At 42.4% G+C, this 15,722-nt stretch carries 17 protein-coding genes; 12 read left to right on the top strand and 5 right to left on the bottom strand.

Annotation, left to right across the window (positions count from 1 at the left end; translation table 11 throughout):
• Positions 1-2 precede the first annotated feature (2 nt).
• The 12 genes from SMUL_RS13630 (at position 3) to SMUL_RS13585 (ending at position 10,872) form a co-directional block, all read left to right on the top strand.
• A complete protein-coding gene (locus SMUL_RS13630) occupies positions 3-497 on the top strand; it encodes a chemotaxis protein CheW (protein ID WP_025345810.1) in 495 nt (164 codons plus the stop codon).
• Positions 498-509: 12 nt separating this feature from the next.
• Entirely contained in the window at positions 510-2,489 is a 1,980-nt protein-coding gene (locus SMUL_RS13625) for a methyl-accepting chemotaxis protein (RefSeq protein ID WP_025345809.1), read from the top strand.
• Between the two features lie 53 nt (positions 2,490-2,542).
• Positions 2,543-2,812, top strand: a complete 270-nt coding sequence (locus SMUL_RS13620) for a hypothetical protein (protein ID WP_025345808.1) — start codon at positions 2,543-2,545, stop codon at positions 2,810-2,812.
• Positions 2,805-3,293: an Hpt domain-containing protein gene (locus SMUL_RS17525; RefSeq protein ID WP_223809715.1), complete on the top strand. Its 489-nt coding sequence runs from the start codon at positions 2,805-2,807 to the stop codon at positions 3,291-3,293. The genes SMUL_RS13620 and SMUL_RS17525 overlap by 8 nt, the downstream gene beginning before the upstream one ends.
• Positions 3,294-3,430: 137 nt before the next feature.
• On the top strand, positions 3,431-4,150 hold the full coding sequence (locus SMUL_RS17520; RefSeq protein ID WP_223809827.1) for a hypothetical protein: 720 nt from the start codon (positions 3,431-3,433) through the stop codon (positions 4,148-4,150).
• Positions 4,147-4,824 (top strand): chemotaxis protein CheA, encoded by a 678-nt coding sequence (locus tag SMUL_RS17515; RefSeq protein WP_235674102.1) that lies wholly within the window; start codon positions 4,147-4,149, stop codon positions 4,822-4,824. The genes SMUL_RS17520 and SMUL_RS17515 overlap by 4 nt, the downstream gene beginning before the upstream one ends.
• Positions 4,824-5,654, top strand: coding sequence for a CheR family methyltransferase (locus SMUL_RS13610; protein WP_025345807.1), 831 nt, complete (start codon positions 4,824-4,826; stop codon positions 5,652-5,654). The genes SMUL_RS17515 and SMUL_RS13610 overlap by 1 nt, the downstream gene beginning before the upstream one ends.
• A 7-nt stretch (positions 5,655-5,661) precedes the next feature.
• Entirely contained in the window at positions 5,662-6,567 is a 906-nt protein-coding gene (locus SMUL_RS13605; protein ID WP_038534055.1) for a sensor histidine kinase, read from the top strand.
• On the top strand, positions 6,567-7,034 hold the full coding sequence (locus tag SMUL_RS13600) for a chemotaxis protein CheD (RefSeq protein ID WP_025345805.1): 468 nt from the start codon (positions 6,567-6,569) through the stop codon (positions 7,032-7,034). The genes SMUL_RS13605 and SMUL_RS13600 overlap by 1 nt, the downstream gene beginning before the upstream one ends.
• On the top strand, positions 7,031-8,053 hold the full coding sequence (locus tag SMUL_RS13595; RefSeq protein ID WP_025345804.1) for a protein-glutamate methylesterase/protein-glutamine glutaminase: 1,023 nt from the start codon (positions 7,031-7,033) through the stop codon (positions 8,051-8,053). Before SMUL_RS13600 ends, SMUL_RS13595 begins: the two co-directional genes overlap by 4 nt.
• A gap of 10 nt (positions 8,054-8,063) precedes the next feature.
• Positions 8,064-9,587: a PAS domain-containing sensor histidine kinase gene (locus SMUL_RS13590; RefSeq protein ID WP_025345803.1), complete on the top strand. Its 1,524-nt coding sequence runs from the start codon at positions 8,064-8,066 to the stop codon at positions 9,585-9,587.
• On the top strand, positions 9,580-10,872 hold the full coding sequence (locus tag SMUL_RS13585; RefSeq protein ID WP_025345802.1) for a response regulator: 1,293 nt from the start codon (positions 9,580-9,582) through the stop codon (positions 10,870-10,872). The genes SMUL_RS13590 and SMUL_RS13585 overlap by 8 nt, the downstream gene beginning before the upstream one ends.
• Before the next feature lie 162 nt (positions 10,873-11,034).
• Here SMUL_RS13585 and SMUL_RS13580 read toward each other — a convergent pair whose 3' ends face one another.
• The 5 genes from SMUL_RS13580 to dnaG all read right to left on the bottom strand — a co-directional run bounded on the left by SMUL_RS13580 (position 11,035) and on the right by dnaG (position 15,715).
• The gene (locus SMUL_RS13580; RefSeq protein ID WP_025345801.1) at positions 11,035-12,051 is read right to left on the bottom strand and encodes a diguanylate cyclase domain-containing protein; all 1,017 of its coding nucleotides are present in this window, start codon (positions 12,049-12,051) and stop codon (positions 11,035-11,037) included.
• Between the two features lie 2 nt (positions 12,052-12,053).
• The gene (locus tag SMUL_RS13575) at positions 12,054-12,653 is read right to left on the bottom strand and encodes a chemotaxis protein CheC (RefSeq protein ID WP_025345800.1); all 600 of its coding nucleotides are present in this window, start codon (positions 12,651-12,653) and stop codon (positions 12,054-12,056) included.
• Positions 12,654-13,034, bottom strand: a complete 381-nt coding sequence (locus SMUL_RS13570) for a response regulator (RefSeq protein ID WP_038533471.1) — start codon at positions 13,032-13,034, stop codon at positions 12,654-12,656.
• A gap of 61 nt (positions 13,035-13,095) precedes the next feature.
• The gene (locus tag SMUL_RS13565) at positions 13,096-14,079 is read right to left on the bottom strand and encodes an argininosuccinate synthase domain-containing protein (protein WP_025345798.1); all 984 of its coding nucleotides are present in this window, start codon (positions 14,077-14,079) and stop codon (positions 13,096-13,098) included.
• Positions 14,057-15,715, bottom strand: coding sequence for a DNA primase (dnaG, locus tag SMUL_RS13560; protein ID WP_025345797.1), 1,659 nt, complete (start codon positions 15,713-15,715; stop codon positions 14,057-14,059). The genes SMUL_RS13565 and dnaG overlap by 23 nt, the downstream gene beginning before the upstream one ends.
• Positions 15,716-15,722: the final 7 nt, after the last annotated feature.

Genomic DNA, 15,722 nt, shown 5'->3' with positions numbered 1-15,722 from the left:
CAATGGAGCAAAAAAAACACAACGATAGAACGAGCAATCGTTTCTTGACGTTCTACTTAGAAGAGGAGGTCTATGGGGTGCATATCTCTGATGTGAAAGAGATCATCGCAATGATGAAAACCACTCCTGTGCCTAAAACCCCCAAGTTTATTCAAGGGGTGATGAATTTAAGAGGCAATATTATCCCCGTGGTGGATATGCGCCTTAAATTCGATATGCCTTCCATTCCTGCTCATATGTATACCGCGATTGTTATCATCAAGCTTGGGGAAAAGCAGATTGGTTTTATTGTTGACAAGGTGGAAGAGGTCATCAATGTGGAAGAGGAACATTTAAGCATTCCACCTGAATTTGGTAGTCATATCGATACCAGATTTATCAAAAATATGGCGCAATACAAACAAAAAGTGGTCATGATCTTGGACCTACTCGCTTTGTTTGGTGAAGAGGAACTCACTATGGTACAAAATTTAAGTAAAACAGCCAGCGAAGCGTAAAGGAGAAGTGTCATGAAAAATGCAACATTAGGATATAGGATTTCACTAGGATTTGGGGTTTTAATCGCCATCGTCTTGATTATTGGGTTAACAGGTATTATCTCAATGCGCAGTGCTTCTTCAGATGCGACACGTCTTTCATCGGTGTATGTGCCAGAAGTCACACTTGCAAGTCAGGTAATGCAAAATTTTAGCAATGCACGCTATAACATTTTGAGTTTTATCTCTATTGATGATGAAGTGGCTTTAAGCAAAGCAAAAACCAATTTTGCAGATCTTCAAGCCAACCTTCTTAAAGTCGATGAGCTTGGTAAAAAAAACAATCTCAAAAAATTATTGGAACACCAAAAAGCAGCAGCGAAAGCATTGGCAGAGTATGTCACCACAGTAGAGCAAAATGAGAAGATTTTAGCTAAGAAAAAACTATTTGATGAAGCAACGGTCAATAACGCAGCACTGTTTCTTAAAAGTGTTGAGTTGTACCGACAGACACAAGAAGAGCAGCTTTTTAAAGAGATGAATGATCGTATTTCGCCTGCTGAATTAAAACAACGCTACAGTAAACTTGCCAAAATTGATGATGTTCTAAGTATTGGAACTTACTCAAGGGTCTATGGGCAACGTGCTCAGGTCAAGAGAGATCCAGCGTTACTTGAAAGTGCGATCAAAAAATTTGATGTCTTGTTTCAAGACGTAAGCGCACTTAAGGCGCAAACAACGGACAGTGTCGCTTTAGGGTATCTTAATGCCATTGAATCTTCAGCTAAAGTGTATGAAGAGTCTTTAAAAGGGTTTGTTGCGGTTATGCAAGAGACGAATGAAGTTCAAAAGAGACGTTTGCAAGTTGTCGGTGAGCTTTCCATCGCGATTGATGCTATTACGGAAGAGGGCTTTAGCTCGATTGTCACCATTGCAGAAGAGACTAGCAGTGATCTCTCTACTGCTTCATTTGCGATGATTATTGGTGTGATAGTGGGTTTAATCATTAGTATTATTCTTGCATTTTTCTTGATCCGAAGTATTGTAAAAGTGGTCGTTGACTCTGTCAAATCTCTTTCCGAGGGAACGGCTCAGGTAGTAAGTGCAAGTGAGCAAATTAGCTCCGCTTCGGTCTCTTTGGCTGAAGGAGCAAGTTCACAAGCGAGCAGTGTGGAAGAGGTCAGTGCAACCATCGAGGAAGCAACGGCAAGCAATAATCAAAACGCAGATAACAGCCGTGAAGCCAATCTTTTGGCGCAACACTCCAATGACGCCGCACGCATCGGCAATCAACAAGTGGGCGACCTGATGGTGGCAATGGAGAAGATCACCGATTCGTCTCAAAAAATTGCCAAAATCATTAAAACAATCGATGAAATCGCCTTCCAAACCAACCTTTTAGCGCTCAATGCAGCCGTAGAAGCGGCGCGTGCGGGTGAGCATGGTCTTGGGTTTGCGGTGGTCGCAGAAGAGGTTAAAAACCTAGCAGAACGCAGTGCGGGAGCGGCGAAAGAGATTACGGGCATTATCGAAGCGAGCATCGATCAAGTGAAGATGGGAACCGAAGTGGCGAACCGTACGAAAGAGTCGTTTACCGAGATATTGACAAGCATTAAAAAGACCTCTGATTTGATTGGCGAGATTGCCATTTCTGCTAAAGAGCAAGCCGAGGGTATGAATCAGATCGCAACAGCAATGGGTTCGGTTGATCAAATCACCCAACAAAATGCTTCAGCGTCTGAAGAGACCGCAGCAGCGGCAGAAGAGCTTAACGCACAAGCGCTTTCGATGCTGGAGAGTGTGGCGGAGATTGCAGCTCTTGCAGGGTACGATATGGGAAAAGAGGCTTCAAAAGCAGCGTCTCTTAAACGTGCCTCGACTTCAAGCCTTAGTATGCCTCCAAAGCGTTTAGCAATGGCTCCTAAACGAACAAAGTCGACCTTTAGTTCTGCTTCAAAACGCAGTAACGAAGAGGTGTTCCCTTTGGATGAAGATGATTTAAAAGAGTTTTAGTGTTCCCTTTACATGTAAAGCGTCGTGTAAAAGATCTGTGACAAAGGTGTGCAATGTATATAGATGGAGATGTGCTAGAACTGGATATTGAGATGGATTTAGAAGAGGTCAAAACGCTTCAAGAGTTCATCAAAGATCGTTTGGGGTATATTGAGGAGATTGTCTTATTGCGCTCTCGCGATGGCATCCCTTCGACTTCGGCACTTTTCGCGTTGCTTTTTTGGATCAAACGGACCAAACCTTCTCTTAAGATCGATTTTATTGACTCAATGCGTCTTGATCTTGAGTCGTATGGTATGATGAATTGGATAACGCATGAGTAGAGAAAAACTAAGACAAATCTTCATCGAAGAGGCAAACGAGATCATCGAAAAGATGGATGTCGATATTATCAATTATGAAGAATCGCCGAATGATAAAGCACTGCTCAATGAAATTTTCAGAGGTGTTCATACCCTCAAAGGCAGTGCGAATGCGTTTAATTTTGCGCGACTTGGAGAGTTTGTTCACCATTTTGAAGATGTCCTTGACTACTTTAGAAACAGCGATATAACGCCAAGCAGTGCTGATGTGGACCTTTTTTTAGAGAGTGTCAATGTCATCAAAGAGACGCTGCTGTGCGAAGTGGATGAGAGCGAAAAATTGCCTGCGGAGTACACGCCATGCCTCGCAAAGATTCAGCAAATTCTTTTACATGTAAACGACATCAAAGCCCTGAAGAGAGCTCCACGAATGACCTCTCTTTGGAGTTTGGCAATGATGCTTTTTTTCAAGTTCCCAGCGCAGTCAATGAAGATTTCTTAGCAGAACTACGCCCGAATGAAACCCTTTTTAAGATCATTTTGCGCTTTGATGAAGATATTTACCTGCGCGGATTTGACCATTTTTTATACTTCAAAAACCTTTTACATGTAGGCAGAATTTTAGCCTCATTTTGGCGAGTGCCTGAGTATCGTGCTGAGGAACTTTTTGATGTTGAGCGTAACGCCATTCAAGAAGTGACGCTTTATCTCGCGAGTGAAAAAGAGGCTGAAAGTATTGCAGATATTTTTGCTTTTTTAGAAGAGAATGAGTACGTAGTGGAAGAAATCCACGCCAAAGCAGTTGCGCCCCAGAGTGTTGAGGCCTCTAAAAGTGTGGTTTTGCCTGAAGAGAAAGAAGAGATCAAACGAAGTACGGTTGTTTCTAAAAACTTCCTCAAAATCGATGCGCTGAAACTGGATGAACTCTTTGATTCTATTGGTGAGCTTGTGATTGCCCAAAATTATTTGGGTGAAAATACAAAAATTAAAGCGATTGCCGATGCTGAGGTGACTAAAACAATTGAAAACCTCTCCAAGATCACGCGCCTTATTCAAAACCGTGTGATGAGTTTGCGGATGATTCCGATTCGTGACACGTTTGATAAGATGAAACGTGTGGTGCGAGACTCTTCTAAAAAGGTCAATAAACCGATTCATTTGATGCTTGAAGGCGAAGAGACCGAGATCGATAAAACGATGGTGGAAGCGCTTTCGGACCCTTTGGTGCATATCATTCGCAATGCCATCGATCATGGCATCGAAAGCAGTGTGGAAGAGCGCCTCAAAGCAGGCAAAAGCGAAGAGGGGATGGTGAGCCTACGTGCCTATCATCGAGGGGCACTATCATCATCGAAGTGAAAGATGATGGGCGAGGCATCAACAAAGCCAAAGTCTATCATAAAGCGCTAGAGCGTGGACTTGTGTCAAAAGATGAAGAGCTCAGCGATGCCCAAATTTACGGGCTCATCATGCAACCAGGGTTTTCGACTGCCGATGTGATCAGCGATATTTCGGGGCGTGGCGTTGGGCTTGATGTGGTTAAAACGGCCATTGAAGCGGTACGTGGGAAGGTTGATATTAGCTCAGAAGAGGGCAAAGGAACGACGTTTTCCATCGTTTTACCTCTCACACTTGCGATTATTGATGGCATGATTGTCCGTTCCAACGAGAAGATTTTTATTATCCCAACGCTGTGCATCACCGAGTCTTTTAGGCCCAAAGAGGCAAGTGTTCACAGTGCAGGCGGCAAAGAGGAGTTTGTGCAGTTGCGCTCCGAACTTTTGCCGATTGTGCGCCTTTCTCGTGTGCTCGAATTAGATGATGCTCAGCCAAATCCTTGGGAGTGTACGCTGGTTTGCATTGAAAATGCGAGGGGTAAATTTGCACTTTTAGTGGATGAATTGGTGGGTAGACAGCAAGTGGTCATTAAAACATTGGGTGGATTTTTAGCCAAAACAGAGGGAGTCAGTGGAGGTGCTGTGATGGGCAATGGCGAAATAGCGCTCATCTTAAACGTTGAAGAGTTGTACTGATGGTTGAACGGCTCGTTTTAAGGCGTAAAGAGTTTACGCTTTTACAGGCATACATCTATCAACACATCGGCATTAGTTTAGGCGACCATAAGATTTATCTGGTGCAAGCGAGACTCGCCAAACGGGTCAAGCAATTAGGACTTTCGAGCTTTGGGGCGTATTATGACTATTTAGTCGCCGATAAAAAAAGAGGCGAGCTGGAGTATCTCTCTTCGCTTATTTCGACCAATGTGACCTCCTTTTTTAGAGAAGCAAAACAGTGGGAGTTTTTAAAAAGAGAACTTCCTTCCATTATAGAGCGCTCAGGTGGCAAACTTCGCATCTGGTCCGCAGCGTGCTCAAGTGGCGAAGAGCCATACAGTATTGCGATGTTTCTTATGGAACATCTTCCCAATTATACGCAGTATGATATAAAGATTCTAGCAACCGATGTTTCATCAAAAGTATTAAAAATAGCGATGAATGGGCTTTACAGTCAAAAAGCCATTTTCTCTTTAAACGAGGTCTATTTGCGCAAATATTTTAGTACGGAAATAGTCGAAGGTGAAGCGTTTTACCGCATTCGTGACGCCGTGAAACAGAGAATTTTGTTTCGAGAATTTAACCTCGTCACGGGAGATTATTCGCTTTTTGATGCGAAAGCCCTTAACATTATTTTTTGCCGTAACGTGATGATCTATTTTGACAAATCGACCCAAAGTGCACTTGTGGATCGATTTTACACGATTTTGCCAAAAAATGGGTATCTTTTTATAGGAAGTTCCGAAGCGCTTACGGATATGAAAAAAGATTTTAGATCAAAGAGTGCTTCAATTTATCAAAAGGCTTAATATGAGTATGAAACAAAATTTTGAGGATGTCAGTGATACGGTTTTACTTGAAGAGGTCAAACGACGCTTTGATCAAAAAAACAGTACGCTTGAAGAGATGGAATTTTTAACGAAAAAGCTTTACTTACTCAATGAAAAACTCAAAGAGCATGATTCCATCAAAGGAGAGTTTCTCTCTTTAATCAAAAATGTCTTTAATAATCCTCTCAGTTCTCTGCTCAATCTCTCTTCGATGATGCGCAAAAATGAAGATTCGCCTAAGACGCAGACAATGAAACTTCTTTTGGATATGGAGCTTCACAAGCTTGATTTTCAGCTCAACAACATTTTCACCGCCGCTGAGATTGAAGCAGGAGAGATTGCCAATTACTGGAGTGAAATCGATTTGCGCTTGATTATCGAAGAAGCAAAAGAGGCGTTTGCGTATCTGATTGAGGAAAAAGAGCTTCACTTTAGCTCAGACATTGAACTGGATCGTTTGATCGTCAGTGATGCCAAAAAGCTACACACTATTTTTGCCAATCTCATTTCCAATGCGTGTGAATACTCTTTTCCAACACACAATGTCAGGATAAGCGCACGGATAGAAGACGATCATCTGCTTATCAGCATCGCCAATACGGGGGATGTTATTATCAAAGATCCTAATAAAGAGCTCTTTAGTCGGTTTAAAAAAGTAGGTGTGCATGCGAGCAAAGCAAGGACATCCATCGATGGACTAGGGCTTGGGCTTAGCATCGTCAATGCGCTGGTGGAATCCCTTGATGGAGAGGTGACCTACAGCTCAAACGAGAATTTAACACAGTTTAATCTTTGCCTTAAACTTCAAGATACCTCCAAAGCGGAGGCGTTGATGAGTGAGAGTGCGAATGAATTTATGTTTGACGATACGCAAGAGATGAAAGAGTTTTGATGTTACCGCGTAAATTTATCCATGTTGGAGAAATTTTTGTGGGCATTAAACCTACCGAGATTGTCACCGTGCTGGGTTCATGCGTGAGTGTGTGCCTGTACGATAAAGTCGAACTCATTGGTGGGATGAATCACTACTTGTTAGCACTGTGGAATGGCAATGGGCTGGAGAGTCCAAAATACGGCAATGTCGCGATTCCAAAACTGATTGAAAATATGGAAAATATAGGCTGTCTGCGGCGCAACATGGAGGCGAAAATCTTTGGAGGGGCGAACATTCACCGTACCAATTCGGAAGGTCAACTCATTGGGCAGAAAAATGTTCTGATTGCCAAAGAGATCTTAAGACACTACAGCATTCCCATCAGAGCCGAAGACACGGGTGGCAATAATGGCAGACGGATTATGATGATCAGCGATGCGAATCGCATTATCTTAAAATACGTGCAAAATGAGATCATGGAATGATCCGTGTTTTAATTGTGGATGACAGCGCCACAGCTCGCCACATTTTACGAGAGATCCTAGAGAGCGATGCTAGGCTTAAAGTGGTGGGATTGGCTGCGGATGCTTACATTGCACGCGATATGATTGTGGAGCTCAAACCTGACGTCATTTGCTTGGATGTTGAGATGCCACGCATGGATGGTGTGACCTTTTTGCAAAAGCTGATGTTGCACTATCCCACTCCCGTCGTCATGGTCTCTTCGCTTACGCGCAACAGTGCCAATACCACTTTGGACGCACTGGAAGCAGGTGCGATCGATTATGTGACAAAACCCCATTCGCATATTTACGATGGTAAAGAGGAGATTAAAGAGGAGTTGATTCAAAAAGTGATCAATGCCTCTCATGCACGCGTGCAAAAAAAGATTCCTATGATGAAAATGAACCCGCATCATACGAGTCTGGCGGAGACAACACATAAAGTGATTGCTATTGGGGCAAGTACGGGTGGAACAGAGGCGCTTAAAGTCGTTCTTGGAGGACTTCCTTCCACGTCGCCTGCGGTTTTAGTGGTGCAGCACATGCCTCACAGCTTTTTGGAATCATTTGCGATGCGGCTAAATCAACTCTGCGTACTGGATGTTAAAATGGCACGTCATGGGGAGTTTTTGCAAACGGGAACCGCGTACATCGCTCAAGGTGGAAAACACATGGTGTTAAGACGATCGGGGGCGAGTTATTTTATTGAAATTGGACTGGGATCTAAAGTCAGTGGGCATTGTCCGAGTGTGGATGTGTTGTTTAACTCCGTTTCCAAAGTGGCAGGAAGTAACGCGATTGGTGTGATTTTGACGGGAATGGGAAGTGATGGTGCACGAGGGTTGTTTCACATGCACGAAGCAGGGGCTAAAACCATTGCACAAAATGAAGAGAGTTGCGTGGTGTATGGCATGCCCAAAGAGTCGGTTAAGTTGGGTGGTGTGGATGAGGTTTTACCGCTTCCTGAGATCGCGCACACTATTGTCAAAATGTTAGTGTAAGGAGAGAAAAATGGCTGCACACCTTTTGGATCAACCTCGCCTCATTTCAGCACTGCTGATCGGAGAAATATCCTACGATGCCGTGTTTGTTAATGCAGCCAAGAAGCTGTGCGATGCTTTACATGTAAACATTTCTCCATGCGAAATTGAGACGATGATGGAAGAAAAAAAGATCGATCTGATCTTTGGATCGCTCTCATCGCGTAACGAACATCTCTACCTTCCCGCATTGAAACGTGCCAGAGAACGTGATGCTCATGTGAAAATAATTCTTTTTTTACAAACCGATCAATTGAGTATGTTGGATGAAATTTTAGCGCTTAAATGCGAGCGATATTTGAGTATGAAACATGAAAGTGAGGCTGTGTTGGACCATTTTAAAGAGTGCATCAAAACGTTTTTAGATGATAGCTATCTTGCAGAGCGTCACTATTTTCAAACATTGATTGACTTTTCAATAGTCTCACAAACCGATATTGATGGAAATATCACCTATATAAATGATAATTTTTTGAAAGTCACAGGGTATGAACGTGAAGAGTTAATAGGGCAAAATCACCGCATCATTAAACATCCACAAACGGCACCTGAAATTTTTAGCGACATGTGGGGCACGATCACCCAAGGTGAAGTCTGGCGTGCGCAGATTATCAATCGCAACAAAGATGGCAGTGACTTTTGGGCCGAGACCATTATTATTCCTTTTAAAGAGCAAACGAGCGGGAAAATTCTTCAGTATCTTGCCATTCGCCATGACATTACCAACTTTTTACAAAAAGAACGCGCAGCGAATGAGATTAGTCGTAAGGCACAGGAACAAGAGCAGCTTGCCGAAGCCAAAGATGCTTTTTTGGTGCTCTTTACGCATGAGTTAAAAACGCCCCTCAATGCCATTTTGAACTTTTCGCAATACCTTTATAAACACATGCCACATATTGATGAGGTGCCAAAAGCCAAGCGTGTTTACCTTTTGGAGCAGATTTATAAGAGTGCCTCTTCGATGCTCGAAAATGTCACCAATATCTTAGATCTTGGAAAACTGCGTCATCAGAAATTACACTACAATTTGACGCTTTTTAACGTCAAAGAGGCTATTTTAGATGTGCTTGAAAAGCATGCTGCCTTGGCGATTGAGCATAAACGCATGCTGTTTTTTCAAAGTGATGAAAGCGGCCCTTTTATTACGAGCGATGAGTACCGTTTTAAACAAATTCTCTCAAACATTCTCTCCAATGCGATCAAATATGGCAATTCGATTGTTGAGGTCTTTTTAGCATCCGATAGTGAAAAAATAGAGATCGTGGTGCAAGACGATGGCAAAGGGATTAAAGATAAAGAAGAGGTGTTTGAACTCTACACTCAAAGTGCGTCAGGAACGGGTGTTATTGAAAAAAAGGGAACGGGCATTGGGCTTCATTTTGTGAAGCTTTTATGCGAAGGATTGAAATTAGAGTATAAAATCGAAGATTCCCCTTTGTTAGGTGGCGCAAAATTTAGTTTAACCAAAAGATTAAAGGAGCAAAAAAATGTATAAAGTGTTGATTGTTGACGATAATGATAATAACAGGCTCACGCTCAATCTTTTGCTTGAAGAGGTGGATGGCATCGAAATCTTTGAAGCTGAAGATGGGCAAGTTGCCGTAGAAATGTGTGTTAAAAACCATTTTGATCTGATTTTTATGGACATTATGATGCCCGTTTTAGATGGTTTTGAGGCGACGCAATTCATTAAACAGGTCAATAAAAAGAGTATGATCATCGCCCTTAGTGCCCTTGATGATGATACCTCAAAAAACAGAATGCTCTCTTTGGGTGCAGAAGATTACCTCACCAAACCGCTGAATGCCGAGCATTTTTTACAACGTATCAGACAGTATTTACGCATTATTGCCTTGCGCAATAAACAGATTCATAAATTCTCAAGTGCCTTGAATCCTTTTAATGCCCATGTGTTTCACCGAAACATTACTTTTCGTATTGATGACGAAGAGGCATTGGCGCAGTTTTGGGACTATTGGCTCAATTGTGAGAAAAATATCATCAATCTGAGTGACTGCGTGCGTCTTATTTATGGCTTTGTTTTATGGCTGTTAAAACATGAATACGAATGCAGTATTGTCGTGGAAGAGAGCGAAGAAAAACTCTACATGATGCTTTTACATGTAAAGCCACTGAACGGCAATATCATTAAAAATATTTTGCTCAAACATTTTGCCAATGCCAAGTATATTCTCTCCAATGACATGCTCACCTTCCAGCTGGATAAAGAGATCAAGCGCGATACAACCTCAAGTAGTGTAGAGATGAGTGATGAGACCAAAAAAATCCTCTCTAAAACGCACGATAACGTGCAAAGTGCTGTGGATTATATCAACTCTACGGCGATCTCCTTTCTTTCAAAAATTGATGGTTTAGAGATCATTAATGACGATACCGACAAAGCTATTTTAGTATTTGAAAAAGAGCCCAATAAGCGCAATTTATCGGTTATTTATGAAAATTTCCAAGAGTATGCCGAAATTTTAGCGGAATTGATGGAGTTTGAGCATTTAGGTTTTGCGGTAAGAACATTGATTGATTTTCTAGGAACGCTCACTGAAGAGCAATTTGATACCGACAAATCCAAACGCCTCTCCGCCATGCTGCTTAATCTTCTGCATGATCTCTCTTCATGGAGAGAAAATGTGTTTATAACCCAAGTGGCACGCGATATTCACTATCTTGACTCATCTCTTTTGAGTTCGTGCATTCAAATAGAAGCCATCTTTGATGAGAAGAGCCTCGATCCAAGTCATGATGATGATATAGAGTTCTTTTGATTGATGTTACGCAGTTTGCGTAACGGTATCTTAAACAATGAGTAAAACCCATTGTTGAAGGTCAGGGATAGATCCCCGACACCCCCTAAAGCTTCATAAAACACGTTTTATGAGAAATAAAAGCGCATGCTCTTAAGTAAACGGCATGCGCTGAGCTATTATTTATTTGGATTGGTGATGAATCTTGTAGGTATTTCGACCTTCTGCTTTGGCAACATAAAGGGCAAGGTCGGCATTTTTGATGAGTTGATTAAAGTCGATGCCATGATTTGGGAAGAGGCTAATGCCAATACTGGTCGTTACATGTAAATCGAAGTTTCGAATGCGAATGGGTTGTGTGATGGCTTGAATCAGCTTGCTAGCAATGTGATTGAGATTGTTCTCTTCGCCAATATCATCGACTAAAATAATAAACTCATCCCCTCCAAAACGTGCAACCGTGTCGCTCTTCCTTGTGGCTAATAGCAGCGTTTTTGCCACATGAATCAAAATCATATCGCCCACATCGTGTCCGAGTGTGTCGTTAATCTCTTTGAAATTATCCAAATCCAAAAAGAGGACACCAAATTTTTTACCACTGTTTTGATTGTTTTCGATCAAAAGCTGCATGCGTTGTGTGAGTAGGGTTCGGTTGGCTAAGGACGTTAGGTGGTCATAATGCGCTTGTTTGTAGATGATCTCTTTTTGTTTCAGAAGTTTATTTTTAGCCGTTTCAAGTTTGCGAATCGTCGCATTCGCAACCCTGTTAGCATTGGCAAGCTCTTCACTCTCTTTATTGCATTTGGCTTTCTCTTCCATCAAACTGGTTTGATCGTAAATCAGTACGGTCACCTGTTTTTGTTCACTATTGTAAGGCATAATCGTGATATCTTGTTGCATAAACTCAAAAATAGATTTCGTTGTATTGGAGTTTTTCATGGGAAAAAGATAGTGGTTTGCATCGGCTGTAAAAAAAGAGGGGCCACCCAGTGTGAGTGCCGCTTTAATGTGGCGTTTTAAGGATTTGAGACGCTCAGGAGAGAGTTCAAACAGATCAAGAAGATTTTTCCCCAGGGTTTGCTGCGCATCGATGTCACTGTGCACGGCAAACCATTTGTTGACGTAATAGATCTTAAGATCCGCATCAATCGTTACGATACCTACATTGATAGAATCAATAATTTTTTCGCAGTTTATCATCGTTATATCTTATCGATCGTATTTTTAAGATGATCAAGCATCTCGTTGTTCAGAAGTATAAACATGTGTCCTAAGATATTCTCTTTTTCGATGTCAAGGGCGGTTTTGATAACAATGACATTGTCATAACCTTCGATTTTGTCGTATTTATCCATCTCAGAGATTTCACGTTTTTCGATGGAAGGAACTTTAAAGATCGTCTCACCATGAATGATCTCACAGAATTTTCCAATACATGCGGAGGTGATAATATTGGTCAGTTCCAAAATAGACGATTTGATATCACTCTCGTCGCTCATCTCTTGTTTGAGCAAAAGATCACAAAACGCATGGGCGGAATAGCGGTTAAAGACAAAAAGGACTTCACCGTTAAACGAGCCTAAAAAACGCTGTTTTGTGAGATAAAATTCATACTCTTCTTCCAAGACTTCAACGATTTTATCGTCTAAATTATGGATGTCAATGTTTGAAATATCAGGAATGTGTAGTTTGGCATGGTTGTCGAGCATATCGCCGATTAATGAGGCGGAAAGCCCAAAGGAGACGTTAATAAGCTCTTTTAAAATATCTTCTTGCTGCGGGTTAAAATAGGGCGTTGTCATTTAAAATACCAACTTTAAGAGGGTTGTACGAAATTCTTCTTCATCAATAGGTTTTGAGATCAGTGCCGAAGCACCAAGGCTTAAAACTTTCTCTTTCGTGCTTTTTTGACGATCGGCTGAGACCATCACCACTAGGGCATCTTTGTTGATGGCGCGAATACGCTCCAACGCTTCAAACCCATCGATAATAGGCATCGTAATATCCAAAAAAACGATATCGGGACGGTGTTGATCGTAAAGTGCGATTGCCTCTTCGCCATTGCATCCTTCGATGATTTCCGCACTTTCAAGGATTTTTTTAGGAATCATTTCGATAAGCCATCTCCGTGATATTTTTGAATCATCAACGATTAAAAAAATCATTGTGCTTGATAAGCCCATCTCATAATCCTCATAGTGTAATTCCATAGCCGACTATAGTACAAAAAATATCTTTAAAAAACTATATAAGATATTTTTTACTCTCCTCTTTACTTGCATAAGGGCTCGCGTAGAGAATTTTTTCGCCAAGACTCAGTGCATAGGTTTGCTCTGGAATGGCTTTGGTAAAACTGAGCACCATACGACACGCAAGCGCTTCATCCGAAGCAGAAGCATTTTTAGAAAGAAGTGAGCTTGGCGCATTCATCTCACCGCTTACATGTAAAAGATTAAACTTGGGATTGTGCAAGGAATCAAGAAAATCGTTCTCTGTTTCATTGCGCCCAATGACCAGTTTTGCGCCAGCAGGAAGCCTAAAATGCCTTCCGTTTTTCAGCACGTCAATGTCCTCTTTGGCAAAGGTGTCATGCGCTATAAAGTCGCGCAGACGCGCAGTAAATTGCACATCGGTGAGCAAACAGCCCCCTGCGGGTGTGGGAAAATCTTCCCAACCGAGCTCTTTAGCAAGGGCAAGTTGTGCATGACGTCCTCTTCCATTAAAGCCTAAAAGTCTGCTTCGATCAACCCACCCTTCACGCTCAGGCTTCGTCTCTTCCATGACAAGCGCGCAGAGTGGACGAAGAATAATGTCTTCATCGATGTCGTTCGCTATCTTTTTCACAAGGCGCAAGGCGTCTTTATTTTGGCTCATCGGGCGTTGTCCGACCACTTCGCCGGTTGCAATAAACGAAGCGCCATAACGTGGAAGCAGGGATTTTGCGACCGTGAACATAAACCCATGACAGTCGATGCACGGATTGAACTGTTTGCCATAGCCGTGTTTGGGGCTAAAGAGAATTTCTTGAAGGTATTGATCGCGTACATCGATCACTTCAAGGGTTGCTCCAGCAATGGCGGAGCGACGTTTGAGTGTTTCATAATGGTCTTCTTTGATACCAAATCCAATGTTAATGTGCAGCGCAATGACCTCAATGCCCTGATCACTTAAAAGTTTCATCGCGAGCATGCTGTCAAGCCCGCCGCTATAGAGTACTAATGCTTTCATACGGAACCAATTCACCTTGTTTTAATTTCATCATTTTTTCTTGAATTTTACGGATCAAAAACTGCTTTTTATCGTAACTGAGTTCACGCGCGGTTTTGATCTCTTGGAATTTTTCGTTGTAGTAATGGTACAAAAAAGCGACCATCGAAGCGATGAGCGACTTCTCATCGTAAATTTTAATGTCTTCCCAAAGCAAAATGCGTCTGAGTTTGGGGTGTTCAAGTTGATTTTCCAAAAGAAGCGAAAACTCTTCGTGATGGGTTTTGAACATGGAACTATCGATGGTATCGAGTACCGTGTCAATCAGATTCGGCTGGCTGAGAATCGTTTTAATGATCGTAAGCTCCAACATATCTTCAAACACACGCTCTTTTTTATCAAGTCTTTGCGGTTTATGGCTTTGGATTTTGACCAAATTGTGATGCAATCCCAGTTTTTCAGAGAGCATGCCTGTGTAGCTCTCTTGAATGGCTTGCGGAAGCGTTTTGAGGTAACTCATCGCCTCGGTTAGGGCTTGCTGTTTGGCTAAAGGGTCTTTGAGATTGTACTTTTTGACCATGCGCTCTAGTGCAAACTCGATGAAGGGTTGAGGGGTGCGAAAGAGATGATTGAGTGCGTCCATCAAACCATTTTGCACCATATCCGCAGGGTCCATGCCATTGCCAAAGAGCACCACGCCTCCTTTGATGCCATGCGCACTCAGCAAAAACGAAGCTTTGAGTGCTGCATTAATGCCCGCATCATCGCCATCGTACGCCACAATCACTTCAGGATCACCCCTCGTGATGAGAGGAATATGTTCATTCGTAAGGGCGGTTCCAAGCGTTGCAACGGCGTGAGTGAAGCCCGCTTGATGCAGCATTATGACATCAAGATACCCTTCGGTGATGATGATGGATTTTTTCTTATAAATACTCTCTTTGGCAAGCTGATAACCATACAGCAGTTGCGATTTGTTAAAGTGCTTGGTTTGAGGCGAATTGACGTATTTGGCTGGGTGATTGGAGAGAGTTCGTCCGCCAAAACCAACGAGTCGATTACTTGGTGAATAGATGGGAAATGTGACACGTTCGATAAAACGGGCATACGGTTGATTGTTCTCGCCCACACCTGCGACACCATACTCTATGCCTTCACTCATCGCGTAACCTCTGGAGCTTAGAAAATCAAGCGTCGCAAAGGAAGCAGGTGCATAGCCGATCTCAAACTTCTCCGCAGAAGCTTCAGAAATGCCTCGTTTTGCAAGATATTCCTTAGCAAAAGGGGTAAAATCGAGCTGTTTGACGTAGAAAAGATTGAGCGTCTCCATCAACTTTCGATCCTCTTTTTTCACCCCTTCATTGGTGGTGTAGGAGAGTGAAAAGTTGACCATGTTAGCGAGTTTTTCGATGGTTTCGGGGTAGGAGAGTTTTTCGTATTCCATCACAAATTTGATGCTATCGCCTCCTGCGCCACAGGCAAAACAGTGGTAAATCTGCTTCGATGGGCTCACCACAAGGCTTGGGCTGGTGTCGTTGTGAAATGGGCAGACGCACTTGTAGTTCGCGCCATTTTTCTTCAGCTCTAAGTACGAGCCTACGACGTCAACAATATCAAGGCGTTGTTTGAGATTTTCTATGGATGTTTTGTCTATCATAGTCATA

Origin of the sequence: Sulfurospirillum multivorans DSM 12446, assembly GCF_000568815.1 — a bacterium.
Lineage (GTDB): Bacteria > Campylobacterota > Campylobacteria > Campylobacterales > Sulfurospirillaceae > Sulfurospirillum > Sulfurospirillum multivorans.
The sequence above is the reverse complement of the archived record's forward strand: the minus strand, read 5'-3'. Positions and strand labels throughout refer to the sequence as shown.

Bases quoted from the DNA above. Each gene is read 5' to 3' on its own strand.
- SMUL_RS13630 (WP_025345810.1), top strand. From the start codon at position 3: ATGGAGCAAAAAAAACACAACGATAGAACGAGCAATCGTTTCTTGACG.
- SMUL_RS13625 (WP_025345809.1), top strand. From the start codon at position 510: ATGAAAAATGCAACATTAGGATATAGGATTTCACTAGGATTTGGGGTT.
- SMUL_RS13620 (WP_025345808.1), top strand. From the start codon at position 2,543: ATGTATATAGATGGAGATGTGCTAGAACTGGATATTGAGATGGATTTA.
- SMUL_RS17525 (WP_223809715.1), top strand. From the start codon at position 2,805: ATGAGTAGAGAAAAACTAAGACAAATCTTCATCGAAGAGGCAAACGAG.
- SMUL_RS13610 (WP_025345807.1), top strand. From the start codon at position 4,824: ATGGTTGAACGGCTCGTTTTAAGGCGTAAAGAGTTTACGCTTTTACAG.
- SMUL_RS13605 (WP_038534055.1), top strand. From the start codon at position 5,662: ATGAAACAAAATTTTGAGGATGTCAGTGATACGGTTTTACTTGAAGAG.
- SMUL_RS13600 (WP_025345805.1), top strand. From the start codon at position 6,567: ATGTTACCGCGTAAATTTATCCATGTTGGAGAAATTTTTGTGGGCATT.
- SMUL_RS13595 (WP_025345804.1), top strand. From the start codon at position 7,031: ATGATCCGTGTTTTAATTGTGGATGACAGCGCCACAGCTCGCCACATT.
- SMUL_RS13590 (WP_025345803.1), top strand. From the start codon at position 8,064: ATGGCTGCACACCTTTTGGATCAACCTCGCCTCATTTCAGCACTGCTG.
- SMUL_RS13585 (WP_025345802.1), top strand. From the start codon at position 9,580: ATGTATAAAGTGTTGATTGTTGACGATAATGATAATAACAGGCTCACG.
- SMUL_RS13580 (WP_025345801.1), bottom strand. From the start codon at position 12,051: ATGATAAACTGCGAAAAAATTATTGATTCTATCAATGTAGGTATCGTA.
- SMUL_RS13575 (WP_025345800.1), bottom strand. From the start codon at position 12,653: ATGACAACGCCCTATTTTAACCCGCAGCAAGAAGATATTTTAAAAGAG.
- SMUL_RS13570 (WP_038533471.1), bottom strand. From the start codon at position 13,034: ATGGGCTTATCAAGCACAATGATTTTTTTAATCGTTGATGATTCAAAA.
- SMUL_RS13565 (WP_025345798.1), bottom strand. From the start codon at position 14,079: ATGAAAGCATTAGTACTCTATAGCGGCGGGCTTGACAGCATGCTCGCG.
- dnaG (WP_025345797.1), bottom strand. From the start codon at position 15,715: ATGATAGACAAAACATCCATAGAAAATCTCAAACAACGCCTTGATATT.